The 23,534-nt window shown below is 59.2% G+C and carries 22 protein-coding genes and 1 pseudogene; 13 read left to right on the forward strand and 10 right to left on the reverse strand.

Features of this window, described 5'->3' with window-relative positions; translation table 11 throughout:
• Positions 1–40: 40 nt before the first annotated feature.
• The 3 genes from AC53L6_RS07205 to AC53L6_RS07215 all read right to left on the reverse strand — a co-directional run bounded on the left by AC53L6_RS07205 (position 41) and on the right by AC53L6_RS07215 (position 3,050).
• Entirely contained in the window at positions 41–880 is an 840-nt protein-coding gene (locus tag AC53L6_RS07205; protein ID WP_299773847.1) for a DUF2189 domain-containing protein, read from the reverse strand.
• A 707-nt stretch (positions 881–1,587) separates the two neighbouring features.
• Positions 1,588–2,427, reverse strand: a complete 840-nt coding sequence (locus AC53L6_RS07210; protein WP_496907342.1) for a universal stress protein — start codon at positions 2,425–2,427, stop codon at positions 1,588–1,590.
• A 59-nt stretch (positions 2,428–2,486) separates the two neighbouring features.
• Positions 2,487–3,050, reverse strand: a complete 564-nt coding sequence (locus AC53L6_RS07215; protein WP_496907343.1) for an Hsp20/alpha crystallin family protein — start codon at positions 3,048–3,050, stop codon at positions 2,487–2,489.
• A gap of 53 nt (positions 3,051–3,103) precedes the next feature.
• On the opposite strand from AC53L6_RS07215, the gene AC53L6_RS07220 reads away from it, so the two are divergent.
• On the forward strand, positions 3,104–4,297 hold the full coding sequence (locus AC53L6_RS07220; RefSeq protein ID WP_496907344.1) for a DUF8173 domain-containing protein: 1,194 nt from the start codon (positions 3,104–3,106) through the stop codon (positions 4,295–4,297).
• Positions 4,298–4,312: 15 nt separating this feature from the next.
• Positions 4,313–4,735: a DUF2267 domain-containing protein gene (locus AC53L6_RS07225; protein ID WP_299605038.1), complete on the forward strand. Its 423-nt coding sequence runs from the start codon at positions 4,313–4,315 to the stop codon at positions 4,733–4,735.
• On the opposite strand, the gene AC53L6_RS07230 is transcribed toward AC53L6_RS07225, so the two are convergent.
• Positions 4,732–5,403: a helix-turn-helix domain-containing protein gene (locus tag AC53L6_RS07230; RefSeq protein WP_496907345.1), complete on the reverse strand. Its 672-nt coding sequence runs from the start codon at positions 5,401–5,403 to the stop codon at positions 4,732–4,734. The genes AC53L6_RS07225 and AC53L6_RS07230 overlap by 4 nt on opposite strands.
• A 162-nt stretch (positions 5,404–5,565) precedes the next feature.
• On the opposite strand from AC53L6_RS07230, the gene AC53L6_RS07235 reads away from it, so the two are divergent.
• Entirely contained in the window at positions 5,566–6,336 is a 771-nt protein-coding gene (locus AC53L6_RS07235; RefSeq protein ID WP_496907346.1) for a response regulator, read from the forward strand.
• Here AC53L6_RS07235 and AC53L6_RS07240 read toward each other — a convergent pair.
• Together AC53L6_RS07240 and AC53L6_RS07245 are read right to left on the reverse strand one after the other, a co-directional pair.
• Positions 6,321–7,847 (reverse strand): PAS domain S-box protein, encoded by a 1,527-nt coding sequence (locus AC53L6_RS07240; RefSeq protein WP_496907347.1) that lies wholly within the window; start codon positions 7,845–7,847, stop codon positions 6,321–6,323. The genes AC53L6_RS07235 and AC53L6_RS07240 overlap by 16 nt on opposite strands.
• Positions 7,848–7,910: 63 nt before the next feature.
• Positions 7,911–9,083 carry a site-2 protease family protein gene (locus AC53L6_RS07245; RefSeq protein WP_496907348.1) on the reverse strand — a complete coding sequence of 391 codons (1,173 nt, stop codon included), beginning with the start codon at positions 9,081–9,083 and terminating at the stop codon, positions 7,911–7,913.
• 130 nt (positions 9,084–9,213) lie between these two features.
• Between AC53L6_RS07245 and AC53L6_RS07250 the strand changes: the two genes are divergently transcribed.
• The 3 genes from AC53L6_RS07250 (at position 9,214) to AC53L6_RS07260 (ending at position 10,943) form a co-directional block, all read left to right on the forward strand.
• The gene (locus tag AC53L6_RS07250) at positions 9,214–10,251 is read left to right on the forward strand and encodes a sodium:calcium antiporter (RefSeq protein WP_496907349.1); all 1,038 of its coding nucleotides are present in this window, start codon (positions 9,214–9,216) and stop codon (positions 10,249–10,251) included.
• Positions 10,252–10,339: 88 nt separating this feature from the next.
• Positions 10,340–10,738, forward strand: coding sequence for a hypothetical protein (locus AC53L6_RS07255; protein ID WP_299210323.1), 399 nt, complete (start codon positions 10,340–10,342; stop codon positions 10,736–10,738).
• Between the two features lie 43 nt (positions 10,739–10,781).
• Positions 10,782–10,943 (forward strand): hypothetical protein, encoded by a 162-nt coding sequence (locus AC53L6_RS07260; RefSeq protein ID WP_496907350.1) that lies wholly within the window; start codon positions 10,782–10,784, stop codon positions 10,941–10,943.
• A 3-nt stretch (positions 10,944–10,946) separates the two neighbouring features.
• Here the strand turns inward: AC53L6_RS07260 and AC53L6_RS07265 are convergent, their stop codons facing one another.
• Entirely contained in the window at positions 10,947–11,339 is a 393-nt protein-coding gene (locus AC53L6_RS07265) for a c-type cytochrome (protein WP_299210327.1), read from the reverse strand.
• 315 nt (positions 11,340–11,654) lie between these two features.
• Positions 11,655–12,689, reverse strand: a complete 1,035-nt coding sequence (gene adhP, locus AC53L6_RS07270) for an alcohol dehydrogenase AdhP (protein WP_496907351.1) — start codon at positions 12,687–12,689, stop codon at positions 11,655–11,657.
• Positions 12,690–12,812: 123 nt separating this feature from the next.
• On the opposite strand from adhP, the gene AC53L6_RS07275 reads away from it, so the two are divergent.
• Genes AC53L6_RS07275 through AC53L6_RS07295 form a run of 5 tightly spaced genes read left to right on the forward strand, consistent with a single transcriptional unit; the run spans position 12,813 to position 19,299 of the window.
• On the forward strand, positions 12,813–13,319 hold the full coding sequence (locus AC53L6_RS07275; protein WP_299210333.1) for a hypothetical protein: 507 nt from the start codon (positions 12,813–12,815) through the stop codon (positions 13,317–13,319).
• Positions 13,316–14,035 carry an ABC transporter ATP-binding protein gene (locus AC53L6_RS07280; protein WP_496907352.1) on the forward strand — a complete coding sequence of 240 codons (720 nt, stop codon included), beginning with the start codon at positions 13,316–13,318 and terminating at the stop codon, positions 14,033–14,035. The genes AC53L6_RS07275 and AC53L6_RS07280 overlap by 4 nt, the downstream gene beginning before the upstream one ends.
• Positions 14,029–16,401: an ABC transporter permease gene (locus AC53L6_RS07285; protein WP_496907353.1), complete on the forward strand. Its 2,373-nt coding sequence runs from the start codon at positions 14,029–14,031 to the stop codon at positions 16,399–16,401. The genes AC53L6_RS07280 and AC53L6_RS07285 overlap by 7 nt, the downstream gene beginning before the upstream one ends.
• A gap of 4 nt (positions 16,402–16,405) precedes the next feature.
• Positions 16,406–17,611 (forward strand): efflux RND transporter periplasmic adaptor subunit, encoded by a 1,206-nt coding sequence (locus AC53L6_RS07290; RefSeq protein ID WP_496907354.1) that lies wholly within the window; start codon positions 16,406–16,408, stop codon positions 17,609–17,611.
• 11 nt (positions 17,612–17,622) lie between these two features.
• Positions 17,623–19,299, forward strand: a complete 1,677-nt coding sequence (locus tag AC53L6_RS07295) for a PHA/PHB synthase family protein (RefSeq protein WP_496907355.1) — start codon at positions 17,623–17,625, stop codon at positions 19,297–19,299.
• A gap of 17 nt (positions 19,300–19,316) precedes the next feature.
• On the opposite strand, the gene AC53L6_RS07300 is transcribed toward AC53L6_RS07295, so the two are convergent.
• The gene (locus tag AC53L6_RS07300) at positions 19,317–19,691 is read right to left on the reverse strand and encodes a phasin family protein (RefSeq protein ID WP_299747599.1); all 375 of its coding nucleotides are present in this window, start codon (positions 19,689–19,691) and stop codon (positions 19,317–19,319) included.
• Positions 19,692–19,819: 128 nt separating this feature from the next.
• Here AC53L6_RS07300 and AC53L6_RS07305 point away from each other — a divergent pair, with 128 nt between their 5' ends.
• Together AC53L6_RS07305 and AC53L6_RS07310 are read left to right on the forward strand one after the other, a co-directional pair.
• The gene (locus AC53L6_RS07305) at positions 19,820–22,426 is read left to right on the forward strand and encodes a cation-translocating P-type ATPase (RefSeq protein ID WP_496907356.1); all 2,607 of its coding nucleotides are present in this window, start codon (positions 19,820–19,822) and stop codon (positions 22,424–22,426) included.
• A gap of 200 nt (positions 22,427–22,626) precedes the next feature.
• A pseudogene (locus AC53L6_RS07310) lies at positions 22,627–22,913 on the forward strand (transposase); the annotation flags it as partial.
• A gap of 73 nt (positions 22,914–22,986) precedes the next feature.
• Here AC53L6_RS07310 and AC53L6_RS07315 read toward each other — a convergent pair.
• Positions 22,987–23,532: a hypothetical protein gene (locus AC53L6_RS07315; RefSeq protein ID WP_496907357.1), complete on the reverse strand. Its 546-nt coding sequence runs from the start codon at positions 23,530–23,532 to the stop codon at positions 22,987–22,989.
• Between the last annotated feature and the right edge of the window lie 2 nt (positions 23,533–23,534).

A 23,534-nucleotide genomic window follows, 5' to 3' on the forward strand; every position in this document is an offset into this window, starting at 1 on the left:
GGCCAATGAAAGCAAATGGCGTTCTGCGGCCGGAAGCATGTCAACCCAATTGTACCGAGGATCGCCCCTCCGCTGGGGACACGGCTCGCTGATAGAGATGCCATGTGGTGTGGCCAAGAATGGGCAGGGTGAAGATCAGGCCCAGAAACGCCGGAACCAGCGACAACAGCATGGTGACCGTGATAATCGCCGCCCATGTGAGCATGACCAGCGGGTTTTCTTTAACGACACGAATAGACGTGATCATGGCAGTCACGAAATCGATATCTCGGTCGAGCAGCAATGGCATGGCCACGACGGTCACTGTGAACAAGGCAGCTGCCATACATGCGCCGACGCATGTGCCGATTGCAAGGAAGGTCCAGCCCTCCGGTGTAAACAAGACGGTGTTGAAGAAGCCGTCCAGATCCGAGAAAGACGCGTCCTGCAGCACGATCACTAGAACGGTCCGGAACTGGTAGAACCAGACCCACAATACGAACAGGGTGACAAAGGCCATCCAGCTCATCTCGCGCCTGCGTTGATCAGCCATGACAGTGAGGATGTTGAACCAGCCGAAAGGCTCTGCCGTCTGCAACCGGCGCGACATTTCATAAAGACCGGCGCAAGCAAACGGTGCGACCAGCGGAAAGGCGATCAACGCGGGGATGATCATCCAGATTTTGCCAAGCCAGACGAGGCACCAGACGAGAAGCATCCCGAACAGCGCATAGAAGAGGCCGAAGAAGCCGCTCATGACGGGGCGTGCCAGAAAGTCGGAAAACCCGGCCTTCAGCGATGCGCTGATATCCTCCGCCAACACCTTGTTGACCTTGGGCATGCTCGGCTGCTGCGACGTCAGCTTGTCCTGTGGTGTCGGACCTGTGGTTTTGGATGTCATGAAGAACTCCTCTCCAAACACGTCGGCGCGCAGATCCTTTGACCATGGACCTAGCGGCGAGATTGACAATCCTCATCCGTCCTCAAGGTTGCATGAGGGGGTGCATCGGGGCAAGTAGGGGAGAGGCAGCTAACTCCCGCTTTTGTGAGTTCGATCAGTTCCGAAATTTGCGTTCGCAGCTAATGGCAGCTTTCCGTGCTGCAAACGCAGCATCGCTAACCAACCTTGGATGTCGTCTTAGGACCGGAAGCGGCCATTCGTGAATTGTGCAAAATTCCGCGTTGCTCAAGATCTCGAAGCGGGATAACCGGCCCTCTCAAGACGCCGCTCTTACTCATAAAGCATGTGTTCGCACCCTCCTTGTGGTCATAAGTGCAATGCAGCCCGTTCTAAAAAATTGGTGACTTAACGGACTCGTGGGGCTTAGAAATAACTCCATGCTGGTGCGTGCAATCCAGATTACCGAGGAGTGCGATAAAGCTGTGCTTTCTGGATTTAGATGCACTGATCTAATCGCGGTTGTTCGCGTTCCGGGCAGGGTTTGGCGAGTGCCGTATCGCTGCCGCTTATCAAAGTGAGGGCATGAGACCTGCCTCCTTCCGGCAGACGAACCTTAGTCAGCCAGTTTCATTTCAAGTGCAGTGCAAACCATGCGCAATAAGACCAAATGGCATCTTTTGTTGTTTTTTTGGATGCTTTGCCGTTGTTCACTTCGACAGCAAAACTGGCAGTTTCGCATTTCGTAACAACGCCTTGCTGGTTGCGCCGACCACAAAATCATAGGCGTTGGAGTGCCCAAACGCGCCTGTCACAACAATATCCGCACCCTCTTCGAACGCGCATTGAAGCAGCACATCCGCGATAGCCTGACCGGCTTGGTCAAGATGGCGTAGATCAACCTTGTGTCCGTGGCGAGCCAGCGCGCTGGTCACATCAAGCATATCGGAATCGTGCAACTCGTCTTGTGCACGGTCCTTGACGCGCAACGCGACGATCTCGGAGCCGGGTGCCATAAGATCCAGCATGTCATGGGCCGCGCGCCCCGCTTCTCTTGTTTCGCTCCATCCAAGAAGAGCCTTGTGACCAATCTCGGGGCCGTCATAACCCAGTGGCACCACGATCACCGGCCTTCCGCTTTGGCGGATCACGGCCTCTTGCGCGCGGCGCTGATCGTACCTGTCCAAGTCTTTATCTTCGTGGGCCATGATCACCAGATCAGCGGCCCGCGCACTCTCGATCATACGTTCTGACGCGGTGGTGGAATGCGCCCGCACCAAGCGGTACTCGCTCACAAAATCTTCGGACCGGGTGTGGGCGTTGAAAATCTCTTTGATCTCCTCCGCGGTCTGCTTCTGGCTGGCGCTAAAATTCGCAAAGACCTGATCCGGTATGTGAATGGAAATACCGGGATATACTTCAAGCGCTTCCAACGTGTGTAAGCCGATCAGATGAGCACCAGTGCGGCGGGCCAGCGGCACGGCCGCTTTCAGCAAGGTGGCAGCGTGCTCTTGGGTGGTCAGGCACACCAGAATTGTCTTCGGTCCCATAAAATCCCCTCCGGACTGGTGGTTTCGGCCCGACCCGATGTGCTGCCGGGCCGAGTGCTCTATGATGTTTTGATGTCGACCTTTTGAACGCCGGTCGTCGCGTTTTCGGGACGGTCGATTTTCAATGTGAGAACACCGTTCGAGAAGTCAGCCGCGACCGCGCCTTTGTCCGGGACAAACCCCAGCGGAATGTGCCGGCGGAAGCTGCCATGGCGACGCTCGACAAGGTGAAAGTCTTTTTCCTTTTCCTCCTTGTTGGTGCTTTTCTCGCCCTTGATGACAAGCGTATCGCCCTGAACTGTGACGTCCAGGTTCTCCTCGCTCACGCCGGGAATGTCGGCGCTGATTTCCAGCCCCGTGTCGGTTTCGGCCACATCGATAGCGGGCACGAGCATGCTACCGCTGGAAAAGAAACCCTCGGTCGGTTGCGGGGTCGCTGTGCCACGCAGATGGTCAAGCATCTGTGCCATTTCTTTTTGGAAAGATTGAAAAAAAGGCGGGTAGAAGCTGCCCGTTTGGGTGGGAAGGTTCGGCTTGGACACCATGGGTCTCCTTTCTGGTTCATTTGTTTTCTGCCCTCCTAAACTAGCAAATCGGCACGGGTCCCGATTGATCGTTGTCAATCGGAATTCAGGAACGCGCTGTATCCAGTCGCTGCAGAAAGGGAGCGGTTGAGATGCGAAAGACTTATTTACCAGCTGTGCTGATCGGTTTTGCTCTGTGCGTTTCGACGGGTAGCGCCGAGACGGTGGTGACCGAACATGGGGGCGACACGTTTGTATCGGGCGAGACCATTACCCAAACGCTGGAGGTATCCGGTGATGCCTTCGTTGCGGGGCGGTCTACGACGGTGCTGGGCCAGGCCAATGAAGACTTTCATGTTGCAGGCTTTGACGTCCTGATTGAGGCTGATGTGGGCGAAGACGCCTATGCCGCTGGGGCGACCGTGACGCTGAAGGGCACGGTGGGGCAAGATCTGACTGCTGCAGGGTTTACCGTTCGAACGGATACAACATCACGTGTTGGTGGCAATGCGCGGCTTGCAGGGGCGACGGTCATTGTGGACGGGCCGATTGACGGTGCGCTGTCCGTTTCAGGACGTGATGTACTGCTGAATGCGCCCGTGACGGGTGACGCGCTGGTTTTGGCCAAAACACTCCGCTTCGGGCCCAAGGCCGTGGTCGCGGGTCGCCTGAAATACACAACCGACACCAGAATGGACGTACCGGAGCGTGTGGCTCCAGCCGCGCGCGTCACGTTTGAACCCCTGACGGGCCGCACTCTTTTGCGTGAATGGGACGGGATACGGGAGATGCCGATCTTCCCGACCTTCGCCTCTGTTTTCTTTGGTTTTCTGGTGACCTTGCTGTTCTTCGTCCTGGTCGGTGCCATCGCGCTGGGGTTTGCGCCTAGGCATGTATCGTGGCTGCGCAAATCCATTGGAGCGGCGCCAGGGCGCACTTTGCTTCAGGGGGTGGTTGGGCTTTCGATCCTATTCGGCGCTGTGCCGGTGACTGGCCTGACAATCGTGGGGATCCCGTTTGTGCCTGTCGCGATCTTGTCCATCGTGTTGGTCTGGACGTTGGCCTATGCGCTTGGTGCCTATGCGGTGGCGATGCGTGTCTGGATTGGCCTTGGGGGGCAGATTGATCCGCACAACGTCACACGTTTGGCGGTTTTTGCTGCCGCCATCATCGCCGTCGCTTTGTTGAACTTCGTCCCCTTCGTCGGATGGGTGGCGAACTACACACTGGTTCTGCTGGGTGTTGGCGCCATGACCCATGCCGCCCTCCTGGCCCTTGTGCCTGATATTGATCCTGCGTTCGACTTGGATATGCAGCCGGTCGACCAAGACAATCCCAAAACCTGAAAAGGAGGATATTGTATGTCCAATCAGGGTCTCGAAGTGATCGACCATACCGTGCACCTGACGCACGAGTGGATCAACGAACTGGCAGAGCGGGTCGGCTATACGTCGAAACGAAGCGCGCTGCGATTACTGCGTGTCACGTTGCAGTGTTTGCGGGACCGGCTGCCCGAGAACGAGATGGCACAGTTTTCTGCGCAGTTGCCGTTGCTGGTGCGCGGCATCATGTTTGAAGGGTGGCAGCCCAAGCACACGCCGAACACTGATCTGCGTTTTGGACCCACCATTGCCGAAGCGATGACGGATACATCCGAGTTTCGCGGAGCGGAGGATGCCAGATACGTCTTTGATCTGCTGAACAACAGGATCAGCCACGGTGAGGTCGAGGATGTCCGCGCATGTCTTCCCGAGGAGATGCGCGTGTACTGGGCAGCACCCTAGTCCTCACCCTGCGACAACTCCGCAAGGATGTCGGGTTTTAGCACGATGATCATTTGCGCCCCCTCAAGCGAGATCACGCCGGCCTTGCGCAGGGCGGTCACCGCGCGGCTGACCGTCTCTGTTGTGAGGCCGAGAAAGTCGGCAATGTCGCTGCGGCTCATCGGCAACTCGATCTGGCGATAGGCGCCCAAATCTTCGCCGTACCGACGGGTGAGCACATCCAGGAACGACGCAACCTTCTCGGCAGCGGATTTCAGCCCAAGCATCATGACGTGATCCTGCATGGCGCTGATTTCGCCCAAGGCAGCCTGCAACAGTGCCGTATGCAATTCCGGGTCGCATTCACCGTGATCGAGGGCCGCACGGCGATACGCGCGCAAGGTGGTATCGACCAACGCGTCGCAATCGGCGTGGTGGCACCCATTGGCGGGAAAACCAATGATATCGCCGGGGTAGCCGAACGCGATCACCTGTCGCCGACCGTTTTCCAGCATCCGTGTCAGGCGCACGACACCAGTCAACACCTGATAAATGCGCTCGACCAAATCCCCTTCGCGGTAAAGGTATTTGCCCTGTGGCAGTCGTGTGGTCAGCGATTTGCGCGCACGTTCATCCCCTCCCAAAACGGCAGGCATTGGACGTTCTTCAGCTGACAAAGTGATATACATCTGTGGTCCCCCTAGGCTGTCCTAGGACCTTGTTGGACGCAGACTGTAATCTTACGTATGGTTGAGCAGGACAGTTTTGTATCAAATTGTAACGCTCCCCTAGCCGATGCGCACCGTTTCCGGGGGCACGTGGTGCATTTGCATAAACCCGGTGAGGGGATCATGGGCAAACAGCCGACAATTCTGGTCGTGGAAGACGACCTCAAGGTGCGCGCCTTGCTGCGAAATGTGCTGGAAGATGATGGTTTTGCAGTTCAGGAGGCTGCAAGTGGTGCAGAAGTGCTTGAGCATGTTAAAAACCGCGCGCCCTGCCTAATCACCCTCGACATTCATTTGGGTCAGGACAATGGGCTCGATCTGGCGCGCGAGATCCGCAAGGTATCGACTGTGCCCATCGTAATGGTCACTGGCAAGGATGACGTAATCGACCGCGTTGTGGGGCTGGAAATCGGGGCGGATGATTACATCACAAAACCCTTTCATCTGCGCGAGGTCATCGCCCGCATTCGTGCCGTTCTGCGGCGTCACCAGTTTGCCGAAGCCGACGCCCAGACGCGTGCGCCTACCCCTGCCACTGTGCCCGACAGTGCGGCCTATTACTTTGACGGCATAATCGCGGTCCCAGATCGGATGCAGGTCATGGACCGCACCGGTTCCGACTGTGCACTGACCAGTGGTGATTTCAACTTGCTGAAGGTCTTTCTGGAACGGCCCAAACGGGTATTGTCGCGAGACCAACTCATGGATCTGACTGGAGGCGTGGAATGGTCACCCCTTGACCGAACCATCGACAACCAGGTGGCGCGGCTACGCAAGAAGATCGAGCGCAACCCGTCCGACCCACGCCTTATCAAGACGGTGCGTGGCGTAGGATATACACTTGCTTGCGACGTGGATTGCAAACCGTTTGAAACGCTTCACAAAAGCGCCTGAAGCCGTTCGGCCAGATCCGAATGGCGATACGGCTTGTGCAGGATTCTGTATTCGCCCGTTGCTCCCATTTTGCCGGTGACCACATCGCTAGCATAGCCCGATGTCAGGAGTATTTTGACGTGCGGATGCTCCGCGCGGACCTTGGCGGCCAGGTCATAGCCGTTGAGCGATCCCGGCATCACCAGATCAGAGAACAGCACATCTACCCGTAACCCGGTGCCCAACAAGGCATAGGCGTCATCTCCGCTTGTCGCTTCCAGTGTTTGGTAACCCAAATCGCGTATCCGCGCGACGGACAGTTTGCGCACATGGGGGTTGTCCTCGACAACCAGAACAACCTGGCCTGTGCCGCGAGGCAGGTCATTGCCCATCCTGTCCTCGCCACTCGTTTGGGGTGTGCTGGCGGGCCGCAGCGCAGGAAAGTAGAGGCCAAAGCTCGTTCCATGCCCCAATTCGCTGTACAGCGTGATGTGGCCGCCGGACTGCCGCACAAAGCCATAAACCATAGCGAGGCCGAGACCCGTGCCACCGCTTTCGGCCTTCATCGTGAAGAACGGCTCAAACGCGCGGCGTTGGGCTTCAAGCGGCATTCCCTCGCCGTCGTCGCTGACAAACAGCCTGACGTAATGCCCCGGCTGAATATCAGTCTCTTGCGCCATGTAGTGATCGTCGATGGTGATATCGGCGACAGAGATCAGGAACTCTCCACCCTCGGGCATTGCATCGCGGGCATTGAGAGCGAGGTTGATCAGCGCGGATTGTAGTTGCACCGGGTCGATCATCACCTTGCTGACTGTCTTCGCAAAGTCGGTTCGGATCTGGTACCGCTCCCCGATCGTGCGTCTCAGGATCGCAAGTGCATCGCGGCATTGTGCACGCAAATCGACTTCGACAGGTTTCAGGTCGCCCTTGCGCGCGAAGACCAAAAGGCGCCGGGTCAGGTCTGCGCCCAGTTCCGCAGATGTTAGCGCATCGTCGATCAGGCCAGTCTGACGTTCGTCTGCGCCGCGCATTTGCAACAGCTCAAGATTGCCGATGATCACAGTCAGTAGATTGTTGAAGTCATGTGCAACGCCGCCCGTGAGTTGACCGACCGCATCCAATCGTTGGGAGCGGGCCAAAGCCTCTTGCGCTGCGTGACGTTCCGTCAGGTCGTGCAGAATGGCAATGAACACTGTGTCACCGCCAACTTCGGCGCTCCCAACCGACAGATGTAAGGGAAAAACCGTTCCGTCCTGCCGCTTCCCTTCCACATCGCGTCCGATACCGATAATCCGCCTCTCACCCGTTTCGAGGTGATGTGCCATAAACCCGTCATGCACATCCGCCAGCGCTTTGGGCATCAGCACGTTCACGCTTTGCCCGACAAGGACGCTTGTGCTGAACCCGAACAGCTGCTCTGCCGCGGGGTTGACGCGCTGCATTACGCCGTGTCGGTCAGCGACGATGATTGCATCGGCGGCGGCGTCCATCAGAGCGGTAAGAAGGGCTGCGTCGCGGTTGTGGTCCAAGGATCGAGTTCCATCATTTTAGGATCACGTTAACCGGGATGCATCAATCCGCCATGATTTGAGTCAAGAGTGTTCGCTCCAGGCTTGCGTCGGAGCGGCTGCGTTGCTCCCTTTTCCCAACATCGCCAGCAGTCCAAGGTATCGGGTAAGATCGGACAGCGAAACGACGCCCAGCAGGAGGCTGCCTGCGACCACCATGAACTTGCGTTGACCAGTTCGTGAAATACGTTCCATCAGATCCAGAACGGGCAAATCCGGAGGAATGCAGACCGCTTGATCCAATTCGACAAAGACGTCATCCACCGTGGTATTGGCCCAGTTTTCGCGGTCGATACCGTTGATCACATCAGTGTCTATGTGGCCCAGCAGTTGCCCGTCTTCGACAACAGGCACAAAACCGATACGCTTTGGCAGCATCACCTGATTGACCAGTGCGGCCAGACTGGTCCCGGCTTCCGTTGTCACAACCTCGGTTGTCATCAACGCCCGCACGTCGCGTGGACCCAGCAGTGTCCTGGTGCGCTGCACATCAAGGCTGCTGCGCGCGGCCGCAAGAACAAACAAGCCAATCAGGATCTGCCAGAAACCAGCGACCACCGCCCCTTGGAACAGACCCAGCAGACCCAGCCCCATCAAAGCGTAGGCAAGGACTGTCCCGGATTGGGCGGCGGTTTCCGTGGCCGCCAGTATATCCCCGCTGCGCCGCCACAACCACGCACGCAAGATGCGCCCCCCATCCAGTGGAAAGGCTGGCAGCAAGTTGAAGATCGCGAGCACCAAATTGATCAGCGCAAGATAGTGCAACACCTCAACCACCGGACCCACCCCTGACAACACCGCGCCCAACACTGCAAATGTCCAAAACATCGCGGCCAGGGCAAGGCTCATCAGCGGGCCAGCGAGCGCGATCCAGAACTCGTGCATGGCCCTGGCGGGCTCCTGCGCAAGTTCGGCAACACCGCCGAACAGGAAGAGCGTGATGTTCCGCGTGTCGACCCCAAAGCGCCGGGCCGTCACCGCATGTGCCAACTCATGACCCACAAGTGACGCGAAAAAGAGCAGCATGCCCAGAAGAGCCATCGTCGCATATGTCCAGCTCGACAGACCGGGCAAGACGGCGGGAAAAGTGTGCTGATAAAGGCTCCAAGTGATCAGACCTGCAATCAGGACCCAACTGGGATCGACCCGGATATGGAAGCCAAAAATGGTGATGATGGTGCGGGCATTTGAAAACATAGCGACTGTCCCCTTGTGGTCAGCGTAAACTACGCGTGGCAGAGCACCGTTGATTTTGCTCAAGCCCGGCAGATGCTCCGGCTTGAGAAATGTCAGACCCGTCACCAAGCGGCACGCTTAAGCCGCCTGCATGGGATATCTCAGCAACAGCCTGCCTTTGACAATGTTGGTCTTTGCCATCAGCGCCTTTGCCGTCTGGGTGGCTGGAGCACGACTGGCCTATCTGGCGGATGCACTGTCGGATCGCTTAAAACTGGCAAAGTCCGTTGTGGGGCTTGTGTTCCTTTCCACAGCAACGTCCCTGCCGGAAATCGCCACAACGTTGACGGCTGCGGTGCAAGGGGCGCAAGCGCTGGTTCTGAACAACCTTTTTGGCGGTATCGCGTTGCAGACGGCGATTCTGGCGATGTCGGACTTCTGGGCGCGCGGAGCAATCACCAACTACCCGCGTAAAGCAAATCACACGCTTGAGGCGACTCTGCTTGTTCTGATGCTTGGGCTGGTGATCGTGATCCTGATGGTGGGCGAGCCGTTCGCCATTGCGGGCGTGGGTGCAGGTTCGGTGATCCTCGCTGTGGTCTATGCTGGCGCGCTTTGGTTGCTGCGCAGCTATGACGAAGCCAGCGACTGGGTTCCGGTAGACCTCCCTGACCCCGACCCCTTGCCATTTCCAGCACCCACCGGCCTGACCAAAGCGTCTACGAAACTCCTCACCGCACAAGCCGTGCTGGCTTGTGCGGTGATTTTGATCTTTGGCAGTCTCCTGGTGCTCAGCGCAGAAAGCATGGCTATTCAATCCGGGCTTGGCACCAGCTTCATAGGTGTCACATTGTTGGCGGCTGCCACGTCCCTGCCGGAGTTGACCACAAGCATCACTGCGGTGCGCATGGGGGCGTACACATTGGCGATTTCTAATATATTTGGCAGTAATCTGATTATGCTGGTCTTGGTTTTTCCTGCCGACATTCTGTTTCACTCAGGGCCCGTTTTGCGCACGACTTCACCGATCGTGCTGACATCACTCGGCTTTGCAATTGTTGTAACGGCCATCTTCCTGACGGGGCTACTCATCCGGCGCAAACCCAGACTTGGCAATGTTGGCCTGGATTCCGTGCTGGTTTTGATCAGTTTCGTTGCAAGCATGCTGGTCTACTACAGTTTGCGCTGAGACCCGCGACCGCGTTGACAATTCTCAATACCAGGCCGCATGGGGCAACCTAAGTTGAGCCATGCGACAGGAATATGGAACGGACGCAATGCATGGAACATGTCATATCACCGATGAATTGGCTTACCTTGTCGGCAGCGGATTTGAGCCATACGGCGACGTTCTGATGGATGCTGTTGAATGCGGCCGACGCATGACCCTCGAAGACCATGCCGACCTTGCAATTGTGCTCACGGGTGACTTGCGCGCGGCGTGGCGATGCGGATTTGTGGTCGAGCTTTCAGGACCAACCGTGATCCTTCAGGCAGATGTGCGCAACACTTGCGCCTATGCTACACGCGATCTGCGGATGCTCAGCATGACTTACGACGTGTGCGCCTCCGTTCTGAAGCGCCATCGCGCGTTCCGGAGCCTGTTCTTCGACGCTTTGACTGCACGTATTCAAGCACTGGCGGCAGTCAAGACGGGACCAGCAATGCTTCACTGACAAACGGGGACTGAACACTAACAGATCACACCGCCTTCGAAACATGATCGAAGCCCGGTATGTCGAACTGGGCTGGCGCACGCAGGACCTCAAAACCGAACTTGAAGGCTACGAGACTCTTGAAGGGATCGTGCGTGCGTCACAGAGGGAAGTTGCACTGCAGCAAAACGCGCTGGCGCAGATCGCACAATTCGGCAAAGGCTGACCGCTACCTCTGAATACTTTCCAGATAGGCCGCCAGAGCAATCAGATCGGATGGTGTCGGTGTGGTCGCCCCCCCATCCTCGACCTGAACAGTCGGTCCCAAGTCTTCGTTTCCGAACTCAGGCATAACAGAGTTGGGGTGATCGCGTCGATTGAAACCATCAATGACGCTCATTACGAAATTCCGGGGGAAGATGCCCCTGTTTTGCGCAGACAACGTGGTCAGGTCGGGCGCGCTACCGCCCTTGCCATCGACCCCGTGACACGAAGCGCATTTCTGGAAATAGAGCTTTTCACCACGGGTAGCGCTCAGATCAGGTTCCCCGTTGTCCGGTGCGCAGGCCATCAGGCTGACTGCGGCCAGCAGTCCGTAAACCATTCTCATTGTGGATGTCATTTTTGCTCGCCTCTCCTGAATTGGACTTCACCCTAGTGGGCGCGCCGCGCGCGGCCTTTGATTTATCTCAACATCCGTGGCGTCCATGCCCAGGTTAGAGAGTGATAAGGCCGCCAAGCGGCAAGCGCGCGCTGAAGCTCAGATTGATCAAGGCCACGCAAAGTGTGGAAATAGAAGGCGCCCGCATTGGCAGTGACACTCTCGTCTTCGGCGACATTCACCATGTCCTCGAAGCCGATGAAGGTGGAGACGCTCAGCAGACTGATCGCCGCAATGCCAGTCCAGACATCAACGTCAAGCGTGGTCCAGTCTTGATCAAATCTCCAGCACAGTGCGCCCCGTGATTTGTCCAGCCTTCATCCGGTCGAAGATCGCATTGATGTTCTCAAGCCTGTCCCATTCGAAATGCGTCGCAACATGACCATCTGCCGCGAGGCTCAGCGACTCCGTCAAATCCAGCCGCGTGCCCACGATGGAACCGCGAATTGTCAGGCGCTTCAACACCACGTCGAATATCGGCAAGGGAAACGATCCGGGCGGCAAGCCCACAAGGCTCATCGTGCCATGCCGCCGCAACATGCCGGTGGCCTGTGCAAAGGCCTGGGTGTTGACGGCGGTCACCAACGCCCCATGCACACCGCCCAGATGGTCGGTTACCTCTTTGACCGGATCGGTGACGGCGGCGTTGATGGTTACGTCTGCGCCCAGTGATTTTGCAAGGGCCAGCTTGTCATCCGCGATATCCACCGCGACCACGTGCATACCCATGGCCTTGGCGTATTGCACAGCCATGTGACCCAGCCCGCCAATGCCGCTGATTGCCACCCACTGACCCGGGCGCGCCTCTGTCTCCTTGAGACCCTTATAGACAGTTACACCCGCACATAGCACGGGCGAGGCAGTGCCGAATTCCAGCGCAGAGGGCAACTGGCCAACATAGTCAGCATCTGCGCGCACGAACTCGGCATAGCCGCCATCAACCGAGTACCCGGTGTTCTGCTGGCTTTCGCACAAGGTCTCCCATCCCCCCGAACAATGCTCGCATCGCCCGCAGGCCGTGTGCAGCCAGGGAACGCCCACCCGGTCCCCTTCCTTAAGATGCGTGACCTCAGCACCCAAGGCGGCCACCTCGCCGACGCCCTCGTGACCGGGGATGAACGGTGCAGTGGGTTTGACCGGCCAGTCACCCATCGCGGCGTGCAGATCAGTGTGGCATACGCCCGAGGCACGTACGCGAACCAACACATCGTGCGGCCCGATCTGAGGCACTGGAACCTCTCGGATATCGAGCGGCTTGCCAAGCTCGGTCACAACCGCTGCTTTCATTGTCTTGGGTAACGTGTCCGGCATCTCACGGCTCCTCTCGACTGGCTTTGATCGTTCTGTGCCATCCGGTTTCCGCGTTCGCATTGATATTGCTCAATGCGCTGCGCACCCAAGGCGGTAAACCGACCCGGCAAGGAGCCCGGAGTCATGTCTGCAAACACATCACCAGCCATTTTGTGCTTTTCGAAATCCGGACATACCCGCCGTGCCGCGGATACGCTTGCGCAGCGGACGGTGGCCGAGGTCATACCAATTGAAACCGACCGCTATAAGGTACCTCTGCTGTGGATCTTGCGCGCAATCTGGGATGTGGGCCGATCACATTTGCCGCCACTAACCGGCGGCAATGTGGTTACAGCAAACAGACCCTGGATCGTGGTGGCTTGCCCCATCTGGGCGGATCAGCCCGCCTCCCCGGCGCGCAGTGTCATAAATGCGCTGGCGTCAACCGCGACACCCGTTGGCCTGCTCACCACGTCTGGCGGGGCCGGTGAACCGCTCAAATGCGTGGCAACTTGCGAAACGGTGTTGGGCCGCCGGTTGGCAGCAAGCTTAAACATTCAGAACAAGATCGAAGACACTCCGGAAACGGACAAACGCCTCGACGCATTTGCCCACGCCATGATGACGTCGGCATCACAAGGTGTTGCATGACCAAATTGCCCGCCGAACGCGTGTTCCGCACCAGCGGATTGACCAAGGTCTACGATACCGGAGAAGTGAAGGTGTACGCGCTCGATAGTGTGGATCTTGAACTTTTTGCGGGCGAGTTGACCGTGCTGTTGGGCCCGTCGGGCAGCGGTAAGTCCACGCTATTGAACATTCTGGGCGGGTTGGATCACGCTACCGATGGCCGTGTTTGGTTCCGCGATCTGGAACTGACTAATCTGCGCGACCGGGGGTTGACCCGCTACAGGCGAGACCATGTGGGCTTTGTCTTTCAGTTCTACAACCTCGTGCCCAGCCTCACGGCGCGCGAAAACGTGCAATTGGTCACGGATGTCGCGCCAAACCCGATGCGGCCCGAAGAGGCCCTGGACCTTGTCGGCCTGACGCACCGGATGGACCACTTCCCGGCCCAACTGTCAGGGGGGGAACAACAGCGTGTCGCGATCGCGCGCGCCGTGGCGAAACGGCCCGAAATCCTGCTCTGTGACGAGCCCACCGGCGCGCTTGACAGCAAGACCGGTATCCAAGTGCTGGAAGTGCTGAAACAGGTAAACGAAGACTTGGGCACCTCGACCGTGGTGATCACCCACGCGGCCGAAATCCGCAAAATGGCGCACCGCGTGATCTGGTTCCAAGATGGCAAGATCGCGAACATCGACGTGAATGAAACTCGGCTCGACCCAGCCGAGATCGCATGGTGAACGGTATGGAGGCGCTTGACCGCAAACTCATCCGTGACTTCCGCAGGCTCTGGTCACAGTTCATCGCCATATCACTTGTGCTGGCAGCCGGCGTGGCCGTGCTGCTGATGTCTTTCGGTATGTCTGACGCGCTCGAAGAAACGCGCGCGACCTATTACGAGCGCAACCGCTTTGCCGACATATTCATCGACGTGAACCGGGCGCCGAACACGATGCTCGATATTATCCGCAATATCGACGGGGTCGCGTCCATCGAGCCGCGCGTTACCACCTACGCGACGCTGGACATTCCGGCCAAGGTTGATGCCACGGTGGCCTATGTCGTATCGCTGCCCGAAAACGGCACATCCCTCAACCAACCGATCCTGCGGCTGGGCAATTGGCCCGATGCCACCGCCACCGATGCGGTGGTCCTGAACGCTCCCTTTGGTGAAGCGAACAACCTCTGGCCCGGTGACGATTTCACCGCCACGCTCAATGGCACCAAACGCACGCTGACGGTCACGGGCTGGGCCCTGTCGCCCGAGTTCATCTACACCATCGGCCCCGGTAGCCTGATCCCCAACGACGAAGACTTCGGCGTGATCTGGATGCCGGAACAGGCGCTAGCCGCGGCTCTGGACCGAACGGGGGCGTTCAACAACCTGTCGGTCAAACTGCGCTCGGGCTACCGATTGGAACCGGTGATCGACGCGCTCGACATCTTCTTGGAACCATACGGCGCGCTTGGCGCCATCGATCGGACCGAACAGGTATCCAACGCCTTCATAGATGCGGAAATCACGCAATTGCGCACGCTGGCCTATACGCTGCCGCCTATCTTTCTGGGGATCACGATCTTTCTGGTGAACATGGTGATGGGGCGGATCGTGGCGCTCGAACGGGCCGAGATCGGGCTGCTCAAGGCTCTGGGCTATTCCGATACGGCCATTCTGATGCACTACCTTCTGCTTGCCAGCCTGGTGGGCGTCTTCGGCGTGTCGATCGGCTATGTCGCTGGCAGTTGGCTCAGTTTCGAGCTCGCGAAACTCTATGCTGATTTCCTGAAGTTCCCTTACCTGATTTATTCGGTGTCGTGGAACATCTACGTGTTGTCCGGCGTGCTGGGCCTGATCGCGGCAGGCACAGGGGCCGCGCGCGCTGCATGGGTCGCGGCGCGATTGGCGCCTGCCACGGCCATGGCACCACCCGCACCGCCCCGGTTCACAACCAGCTGGGTGGATCGCGCCTTGCACTTTATCCGCGTCAGCCAGCCCACCATGATGATCCTGCGCAGCATCGTCCGCTGGCCGATGCGCGCAGGCCTAAGCATCCTGGGCATGGCACTGGCAGTGGGCATCCTGGTGTCCTCCAACTTTTTTCCCGACGCGCTCGATCTGATTATCGATACGGCGTTCTACCAATCCAACCGCCAGCACGCGGTCCTGTTCTTCAATGACGACGTGGACGAGAGCGTGGTGGTTGAGGCCCGTCGTCTGCCCGGCGTGCTTCAGGCCGAGGGGCAGCAGGTGATGACGGCAGTGCTGCGTCACGAACACTATCGCAAGCGCGCCACGATCGAGGCGAGGCGCCCCGGCATGAACCTCAGCCGCGTGGTGTCAACGAACGGTCAGGTGGTGGATGCCCCGCCCGGCGGCATCATGCTGTCGGAACGTTTGGCTGCCCAGCTTGGCGCGTCCCTTGGCGACGTGATCGAGGTGAAGTTTCTTGGAGTCCATCAAGGCACCTACGCCCTGCCCGTCACACAGCTTGTGACCCAGTTTTTCGGTCTGGGCGCTTACATGGATCAAACCACCGCCAACCGCCTTTTCCAGCAAGACCCGCGCGTCTCTATCGTCAACGTTACGCTGGACGCGGCCCATGGCGACGCCTTTCAACAAAGCCTCAAAGACCTGCCAAAGCTGGCCGGGCGCGCGATGCTGGCGGAAAACCGGGCAGGGTTCGAGGATACGATCAGCCGAAACATCCTGATCACGACCACGATCTACGCCATCCTCGGCACGTTGATCACCGTCGGCGTCGCCTATAATGGCGCGCGCATCCAGTTGTCGGAGCGCGCACGTGAACTCGCCAGCCTGCGCATCCTCGGCTTCACCAAGGGCGAGGTCGGCTTCGTGCTGGTGGGCGAGATCATGTTGCTGGCCGTCCTCGCCCAACCCTTGGGTTGGTGGATTGGCTGGGGCGTCGCCAAGATGCTGACCGAAAGCTACACCAGCGACCTTTACTCCATGCCTCTCGTGGTCAGCGCCTCCACGTTTTCCTCTGCCAGCCTGATCGTGCTGACCGCCGCCCTTGTCTCCGTCCTGATTGTGCGACGCAGGCTCGACGGCATCGACCTTGTTTCCGTGATGAAAACCAGAGAGTGACACCATGGCCCACACCAGCCGCAACATCGTCCTTGGCCTGATTGGGGTCGGCATCGCCGGGGGTCTGCTTTATGTAACCTTCCGCCCCGAACCCGTGCCGGTGGACCTGCACACCGTGGATAGAGGCCATTTCGAGATCACGGTCGATGCCGACGGCACGACACGCGTGGTAGAGGTGTTCGAGGTGTCGGCCCCCATCGCCGGTGTCGCCCAACGCTCGCCCGTGCGCGTCGGCGATCCGGTGACAGGGGGGGAAACGGTCGTCGCATTGGTCGAACCCATCTCGCCCGGGTTGCTCGATGCCCGCACCCGTATGCAATCCGAAGCCGCCGTCACCGAGGCCGAAGCCGCCCTGCACGTGGCCGAAACGGACCTGGCCCGTGCGCGGGAGGATTACATCTTCGCGAAGTCACATTTCGATCGCACCTCGGAACTGGTTGAACGGGGCGTGGCCAGCATCACCCGGCTGGAGGAAGCGCAACAGCTCTTTGCCATCACAGATGCCGCCCTTGAGGCCGCGAACGCCCGTATCGCGCAGGCCGAAGGAGGGTTGCGACGGGCAAAGGCGGCCTTGGTCGAAACCTCGGGCAACGGCGAAAACGATACGTGCTGCATGTCGCTTCTTGCCCCAGCCGACGGTGTTGTTCTGGACATCGACGAGGTCAGCGCTCGGCCAGTTACATCGGGCGAACGCTTGCTGACAATCGGCGACCCCGGCCAGATCGAACTCGTGGCGGACCTGCTCACATCCGACGCGGTCAGCCTGCCACCAAACGCCCGCGCAACCGTTGAACGCTGGGGCGGCCCCCCGCTTCAAGCCAAATTGGCTTATGTAGAGCCCGCGGCGCGCATGAAAGTCTCCGCCCTCGGGATTGAAGAACAGCGCGTCGACGTCGTATTCGACATCACTACACCTCCCGAACAACGCCCTAATCTGGGCCATGAATTCGCCGTCTACCTGCGCATCGTCACCTACGAGGAAGAAGACGCACTTCTGATCCCGCTAAGTGCTGCGTTCCGCACCGATGACTATTGGGCCGCGTTCCGCGCGGACGGCGACAGGGTCACGCGCGTGCCAGTCGACCTTGGCGCGCGCAATGGACGCTTTGCGGTGGTGGAAAGCGGGCTGGAGCCCGGTGACCGCATCGTGGAGCACCCCCGCGACGACCTCACCGATGGTGCCTTGATCAAAGAACGCACCACCTTCTGAAAGGACCGCCCGTGCCCAAGGACAGCACTGACCGCAACCTCGACCGCATCTTGCACAGCGCCGTGGGCAAGGCCACGGGCGGGCTGTCGCCCACAGCGCTCAGCACCGCGTGGCTCGACTGGGCGCTGCATGTCGTGGGCTCCCCCGAACGGCAAATCCAACTGGCCTTCAGCGCATGGGCCAAGGGGGCAGAGGCATGGACCACGTTTCTGACCGGCAAGGCCCCCGAAACAGACGACCCAAGGTTCCAAAGCCTCGCGTGGAACGTGCCACCCTACAGCCAACTGCGGCACTGGTTCAGCCTGCAAGAGACGTGGTGGCAAGAGGCAACGGCGCCCATCGTCGGCGTCGATCCTGCCCATCAACGAATTGTCTCCTTCGCTGCGCGGCAAATCATCGACACCATGTCACCCGCCAATTTCGCACTCACCAACCCGGATGTGCTGGACAAGACGCTGGCGGAACATGGGCAGAACTTCACACAGGGCTGGCAGCACTGGATCGAGGATTTCAACCAATTGATCAGCCAGAGCCCAAAGTTGCATCCAGACTACCGCGTGGGCGAAACCATCGCCATCACACCGGGCGACGTTATCTACCAAAACCAGCTGATTGAACTGATCCGCTACCGGCCCACGACGAAGAAGGTCCACGCTGAACCGATCCTGATCGTGCCCGCCTGGATCATGAAATACTACATTCTGGATCTGTCGCCGCGGAACTCACTGGTCGCCTATCTCCGCGATCAGGGGTTCGAAGTGTATATCATCTCTTGGAAAAACCCGGACAAGGGCGACGCTGACCTGTCTTTGGAGGACTATCTGAATCTTGGAATGTTTGCCGCCATCAACCACATAGTACCCCAAAACGACGGCGCGTTGCACGCGGTCGGCTACTGCCTTGGCGGCACGCTGCTGGCTGCGGGAGCCGCCGCAATGGCGCGGGACCACGACACGCGCTTGCATAGCTTGTCGCTGTTGGCCGCACAGGTGGATTTCTCCGAACCAGGTGAGTTGTCACTATTTATCAATGAAAACCAGGTCGCCTTCCTCGAAGACATCATGGCGACCCAAGGGTACCTGCGCGCGGACCAGATGGCAGGGGCATTCCGCATGCTCCGCTCCACCGATCTGATTTGGAGCAGGATCGTGCGCCATTACCTACTGGGGGAACGCACCCCCATGAACGACCTCATGGCCTGGAATGCCGATGCAACGCGGATGCCTGCGCGGATGCATTCGGAATACCTGCGACAGATGTTTCTGGAAAACCAGCTGGCCAAGGGGCGGTTCAAAGTGGGGGGCAAGACGGTCGCGCTCACCGACTTGCGGGTGCCCATCTTTTGCCTTGCCACCGAAACTGACCACGTGTCGCCTTGGCGGTCTGTGTTCAGGCTGCAAATGTTGACCGACACGGATGTGACCTTTTGCCTGACTGCTGGCGGGCACAACAGCGGCGTGCTCTCCGAACCGGGCCACCGAAACCGCCACTACCGGTTGCGCAAAAAGACCGAAGGCGACCCGCACACCGCGGCTGAAGCCTGGATGGACCAAGCCCCCATCGAAGACGGTTCATGGTGGCCTGCATGGGTCAAATGGCTGGCCGACCACAGCGGCTCGAAACAGTTTACGCCTGCAAAAAAGCGCTGGACCAAAGGACCAGCGCCAGGGCGTTACGTCTTGGGCTGATCCTTTTGGGAATGGGCTCAGCTCTTCTTGGTGTCGTCCGCACTTGGCGGCGCATACAAGTCCTGGCTCATCTGCACGAGCTTTCCAGTCTCGGCAGTGTATTGGTCAATGGCGGTCTGCATGAACTCAGCCTGAATCTTCTGAAGCTCCGAGACGTCCTTGCAATGCAGCATCTTGTGCTGCGTCTTGACGTCTTCCTTGATCCGGTCTGCAACAAAGGACAGCACTTCGCTGCCCAGATCACTCATCCCTTCGACCCAGGCCAGCCCCATCTGCGACATGGATTTCACGGCCTGATCCTGCATGGCTGCGACGTCCCCGGCCATCTTGGTCACATCGGCAGTTGTCGATGTGTCGGTCTGCGCTGCGCCTGCGGGCTGTTTCGGTGGCATTTCGATCTCCCAACAATGACTGATGAAGGCGAGCCTAGCGTGCCCGGGGTCGCCACCGATTGATCTTTCTCAATGCCGCAGGACCCGTGCACTGCTAGCGCGAAAGGGCCCGGCCCGGAGAAACCAAGATGCGCGCTTCCGACGTGTCCGCAGCCCCTGCCACAGGACTGTCAGCCCAGCAGATCGACGCTTTGCGCGCCCAGCACGGCTGGAACGAATTGCCACGCCAGAAACCACCCGGACCGCTGATCGTCTTCTTGCGCCAATTCGGGGGCATGCTGGTTGTGATCCTTGTGGTCGCTGCCCTGATCGCACTGGCCCTGGGCGAACGGGTTGACGCGCTGGCCATCGCCCTTGTGCTCCTGCTGAACGCGGTTCTGGGCTTTGTGCAGGAATGGCGCGCCGAAACTGCGCTGGATGCACTGCGTTCCATGCTATCGCCCCACGCCATAGTGGTCCGCGACGGGCAAGAGATTGACATCCCCGCCCGCGAACTTGTGCCCGGTGACCTTGTTGTTGTGGCCGCCGGGGCGGCCGTACCCGCCGATCTGCGCATCGTGTCAGCCATGGAAATCCGCGTGGACGAAAGCGTACTGACGGGGGAGTCGGTGCCAGTGGACAAGTCGGAGCGGGGCACAGAAGATGAAACCCTTCTTTCTGCCGGCACCGCCTTGGTCAAAGGGCGCGCCCGCGGTATCGTAACTCAGATCGGCCAACACACCCGCTTCGGCCAGATCGCCCAACTGACGGGAAGCGTCGGGCAAAAGCGGACAAATCTGCAAATCCGGCTCGGCAAACTGGCCCAGCAGATCGGCATTGCGGCTCTTTCCATCGCCGCTCTGGTTGTCGTCATCGGCCTGATGGTAGGCCGCGGCCCTTTTGAGATGTTCATGACCGGCCTGTCGCTCGCCGTCGCAATGGTGCCCGAAGGTCTGCCCGCCGTCGTCACGATCACACTCGCTATCGGCGCGTCCGCCATGGCGCGCAAGAACGCACTGGCGCGCCGGTTGCAAGCGGTTGAAACGCTCGGCGCAGCCTCGGTGATCTGCACCGACAAGACCGGCACACTGACCGAAAACCAGATGACAGCGACGCAAATCTGGACCCACGATCGCACGTATGATGTCACCGGTGAAGGTTATGATCCCAAGGGCCACATCGAAACCGGTGGAAAATCCGTCCGGGCGAGCGACGACCTGACGCTCGCCCTAATCCTGAAAACGGCGCTGACCTGCACCCACGCGTCCCTCCACCGCGAGGGGGAGCATTGGACGATGATCGGCGCACCCACCGAAGGGGCGCTTGTCACCCTCGCCTACAAGGGGTGGGCACCCCCGGTATCGCAAGCCGACCTAATCTCGGAAACGCCCTTCAGCAGCGAACGCAAACGCATGAGCGTGCTGGCAAACGATGCAGGCCGGACCCGCCTCTTCGTCAAGGGCGCGCCCGAAGTCGTGGTTGAGCGATGCGATCGCATCCTGACCCACGGCACACAACACCCGCTTGGCCCATCCACACGACAACGCATTGCGGGCGCCTATCAATCCATGGCCGCCCAAGGCCTGCGCGTCCTCGCGTTGGCCATACGCGAAACTGACGGCAAAGACACATCAGAGACAAACCTCACCTTTTTGGGCCTGGTCGGTATGATTGACCCACCACGGGCAGAGATCGAGTCAGCCCTGCGCCTTGCCCGCAACGCAGGCATCCGGGTGATCATGATCACCGGCGACGGCGCAATCACTGCTGCTGCCGTGGCGGACAAGATCGGATTGGGAACACCTGATCTGATTGAAGGGCATGAAATTGACACCATGGATGACGGTGCACTGGCTGAAAGGCTCCAAGACGATGTGCTTTTTGCCCGCACCCGGCCCGAACACAAACTGCGCATCGTCAAAGCCCTTCAAAGCAAAGATCAGATTGTTGCCATGACGGGCGACGGAGTAAATGATGCGCCCGCCCTGAAGCAAGCAAATATCGGCGTCGCCATGGGCATTCGAGGCACTGAGGTGTCCAAGAGTGCAGCCGATCTGATCCTGCTGGATGATGACTTTTCCACCATTGTGAATGCCGTCGCCGAAGGCCGAAGGCAGTTCGAAAACGTGCGCAAGTTCGTCCGTTACCTCATGTCCTCCAACGCGGGCGAGGTGCTGGCGATCATGGTTAACCTCATTATCGGCGGGCCACTGATCTTCCTGGCCACACAGATCCTGTGGATGAACCTGATCACCGACAGTATCACTGCCGTGGCCCTGGGGTTGGAGAAGGAAGAACCCGACCAGATGCGGCGCCCGCCACGCAAACCAAGCGAGGCCATCCTCGGGCGGGCAGGCTTTGCACTAATTGTCACCTTCGGGCTCTACACCGCCACCGCAAGCTTATGGATTTTCTACACATTTTTGCCCCACGGCGTAGACATCGCCCGTACTACAGCCTTTACCGCCATGCTGATCTTCGAAAAGGTAAGCGTGTTCGCATTCCGCTCTCTCACGCGGCCCACAACCACAATTGGATGGTTCTCAAATCCGATCCTTGTGATCGCATTCACCATCAGCGTCAGCTTGCAACTGGCGGCTGTCTACTGGCCGCCGCTGCAAACGCTTCTGCGCACCGTCCCGCTCGGGATTGAACACTGGTCAATCATCTGCCTGCTTGCCGCCCCGCTCATCATCGTGCCGGAACTCGCCAAAGCAGTGCGCATACACCGCACACCAAAAACAGAAGGCGCTTGACGACTACCGGCTACCGCAGCTGCACAATCACACCCCGACCGAGTCGCACTCCACATTGCCCAAATCATGCGACCATGTCTCGCCCCAGCCGAACTCGGTCCCAACCCTAAAACGAATTTTCATCGCTAGCCCTCCGGTCGCTTTCCCAGAAGGTTACCTCGCGGTCCGGTCAATCCCCACGTTCTTTCCACTCCCCCCAAATGAGCGGCTTGCCAGAAGCTGAATGGCTGCTTGCTGATAGAGAATACGACGCTGACTGGTGCCGCGAGGCCCTTATAGAAAAGGGCACAAAGCCTTGCACTCCGGAGCCAAGTCGCGCAGGAAAACCGTCAAATATGATAAGCGCCGCCATAAACGACGTAACCGGATTGAAAGAATGCTGCGCAGGATCAAGGACTGGAGGTGTGTCGCGACGCGGTACGACAGATCCCCAACCGTCTTCCTCTCCGCAATCGCACGCGCTGCAGCTTTCATATTTTGGTTATGAATCCTGAGCCTAGCCGCATGACAGGCAATGTCGTCACGGAAAAACTACGCCGCAACCACGCCTGCCGACTGGCTTAGCTGTTCTGCTCCTGCTCGGCCAGATCCTGCAGTGCTTGCACAGCATCCAAAGCCTGCTCGATCCCGGCCTGAAACGCTGCACTGCGCTCCCGGTTCGTGGCCTGTTCCTCCTCCAGCCGTGCACTCGCCGCCTCGGCGAGGGGCAGCGCTTCGGGCAAAGCCTCCTTCACCTCTTGGCGAAACGCTCTGCTGGAAAGCTGTGCCCGCAACGCTTTCGATCGTTGCTCTGAAAGTGCAAAGCGAGATGTGATTACGGCGCTCCCTGTCTGCAATCGCAGCCGAGCTTCCTCCGTCAATCCGCGCGCATCCGCCTGCGCCATTGATACGGCCTCTGTCGGCCTCAGCCCTGCTACAGTTGGCACGACAATAGCGGCGCCGGGGCGAAACCCCGCCTCCGTCGCCAACTGCGGATTGGCTCGCAACAGCGCCATTTCCGCCCGGCGCTGCGCCTCTCCCCGTGGGCCCCCCTCTATATCGAACACCCGCCGCGCGAGCGTCGCGATCCGGCGTTCCCGCCCCAATGTCGCTATTCGTGTCGGCATCG

Source organism: Tateyamaria sp. LSS28 (assembly GCF_059611725.1).

What these genes read in the sequence shown, in the direction of transcription:
- adhP (WP_496907351.1), bottom strand. Translation starts at nt 12,689, where the DNA reads ATGCCGGACACGTTACCCAAGACAATGAAAGCAGCGGTTGTGACCGAG.
- AC53L6_RS07255 (WP_299210323.1), top strand. Translation starts at nt 10,340, where the DNA reads ATGCATGGAACATGTCATATCACCGATGAATTGGCTTACCTTGTCGGC.
- AC53L6_RS07315 (WP_496907357.1), bottom strand. Translation starts at nt 23,532, where the DNA reads ATGCCGACACGAATAGCGACATTGGGGCGGGAACGCCGGATCGCGACG.
- AC53L6_RS07280 (WP_496907352.1), top strand. Translation starts at nt 13,316, where the DNA reads ATGACCAAATTGCCCGCCGAACGCGTGTTCCGCACCAGCGGATTGACC.
- AC53L6_RS07225 (WP_299605038.1), top strand. Translation starts at nt 4,313, where the DNA reads ATGTCCAATCAGGGTCTCGAAGTGATCGACCATACCGTGCACCTGACG.
- AC53L6_RS07300 (WP_299747599.1), bottom strand. Translation starts at nt 19,691, where the DNA reads ATGCCACCGAAACAGCCCGCAGGCGCAGCGCAGACCGACACATCGACA.
- AC53L6_RS07245 (WP_496907348.1), bottom strand. Translation starts at nt 9,083, where the DNA reads ATGTTTTCAAATGCCCGCACCATCATCACCATTTTTGGCTTCCATATC.
- AC53L6_RS07285 (WP_496907353.1), top strand. Translation starts at nt 14,029, where the DNA reads ATGGTGAACGGTATGGAGGCGCTTGACCGCAAACTCATCCGTGACTTC.
- AC53L6_RS07230 (WP_496907345.1), bottom strand. Translation starts at nt 5,403, where the DNA reads ATGTATATCACTTTGTCAGCTGAAGAACGTCCAATGCCTGCCGTTTTG.
- AC53L6_RS07290 (WP_496907354.1), top strand. Translation starts at nt 16,406, where the DNA reads ATGGCCCACACCAGCCGCAACATCGTCCTTGGCCTGATTGGGGTCGGC.
- AC53L6_RS07265 (WP_299210327.1), bottom strand. Translation starts at nt 11,339, where the DNA reads ATGACATCCACAATGAGAATGGTTTACGGACTGCTGGCCGCAGTCAGC.
- AC53L6_RS07305 (WP_496907356.1), top strand. Translation starts at nt 19,820, where the DNA reads ATGCGCGCTTCCGACGTGTCCGCAGCCCCTGCCACAGGACTGTCAGCC.
- AC53L6_RS07260 (WP_496907350.1), top strand. Translation starts at nt 10,782, where the DNA reads ATGATCGAAGCCCGGTATGTCGAACTGGGCTGGCGCACGCAGGACCTC.
- AC53L6_RS07205 (WP_299773847.1), bottom strand. Translation starts at nt 880, where the DNA reads ATGACATCCAAAACCACAGGTCCGACACCACAGGACAAGCTGACGTCG.
- AC53L6_RS07210 (WP_496907342.1), bottom strand. Translation starts at nt 2,427, where the DNA reads ATGGGACCGAAGACAATTCTGGTGTGCCTGACCACCCAAGAGCACGCT.
- AC53L6_RS07275 (WP_299210333.1), top strand. Translation starts at nt 12,813, where the DNA reads ATGTCTGCAAACACATCACCAGCCATTTTGTGCTTTTCGAAATCCGGA.
- AC53L6_RS07220 (WP_496907344.1), top strand. Translation starts at nt 3,104, where the DNA reads ATGCGAAAGACTTATTTACCAGCTGTGCTGATCGGTTTTGCTCTGTGC.
- AC53L6_RS07235 (WP_496907346.1), top strand. Translation starts at nt 5,566, where the DNA reads ATGGGCAAACAGCCGACAATTCTGGTCGTGGAAGACGACCTCAAGGTG.
- AC53L6_RS07250 (WP_496907349.1), top strand. Translation starts at nt 9,214, where the DNA reads ATGGGATATCTCAGCAACAGCCTGCCTTTGACAATGTTGGTCTTTGCC.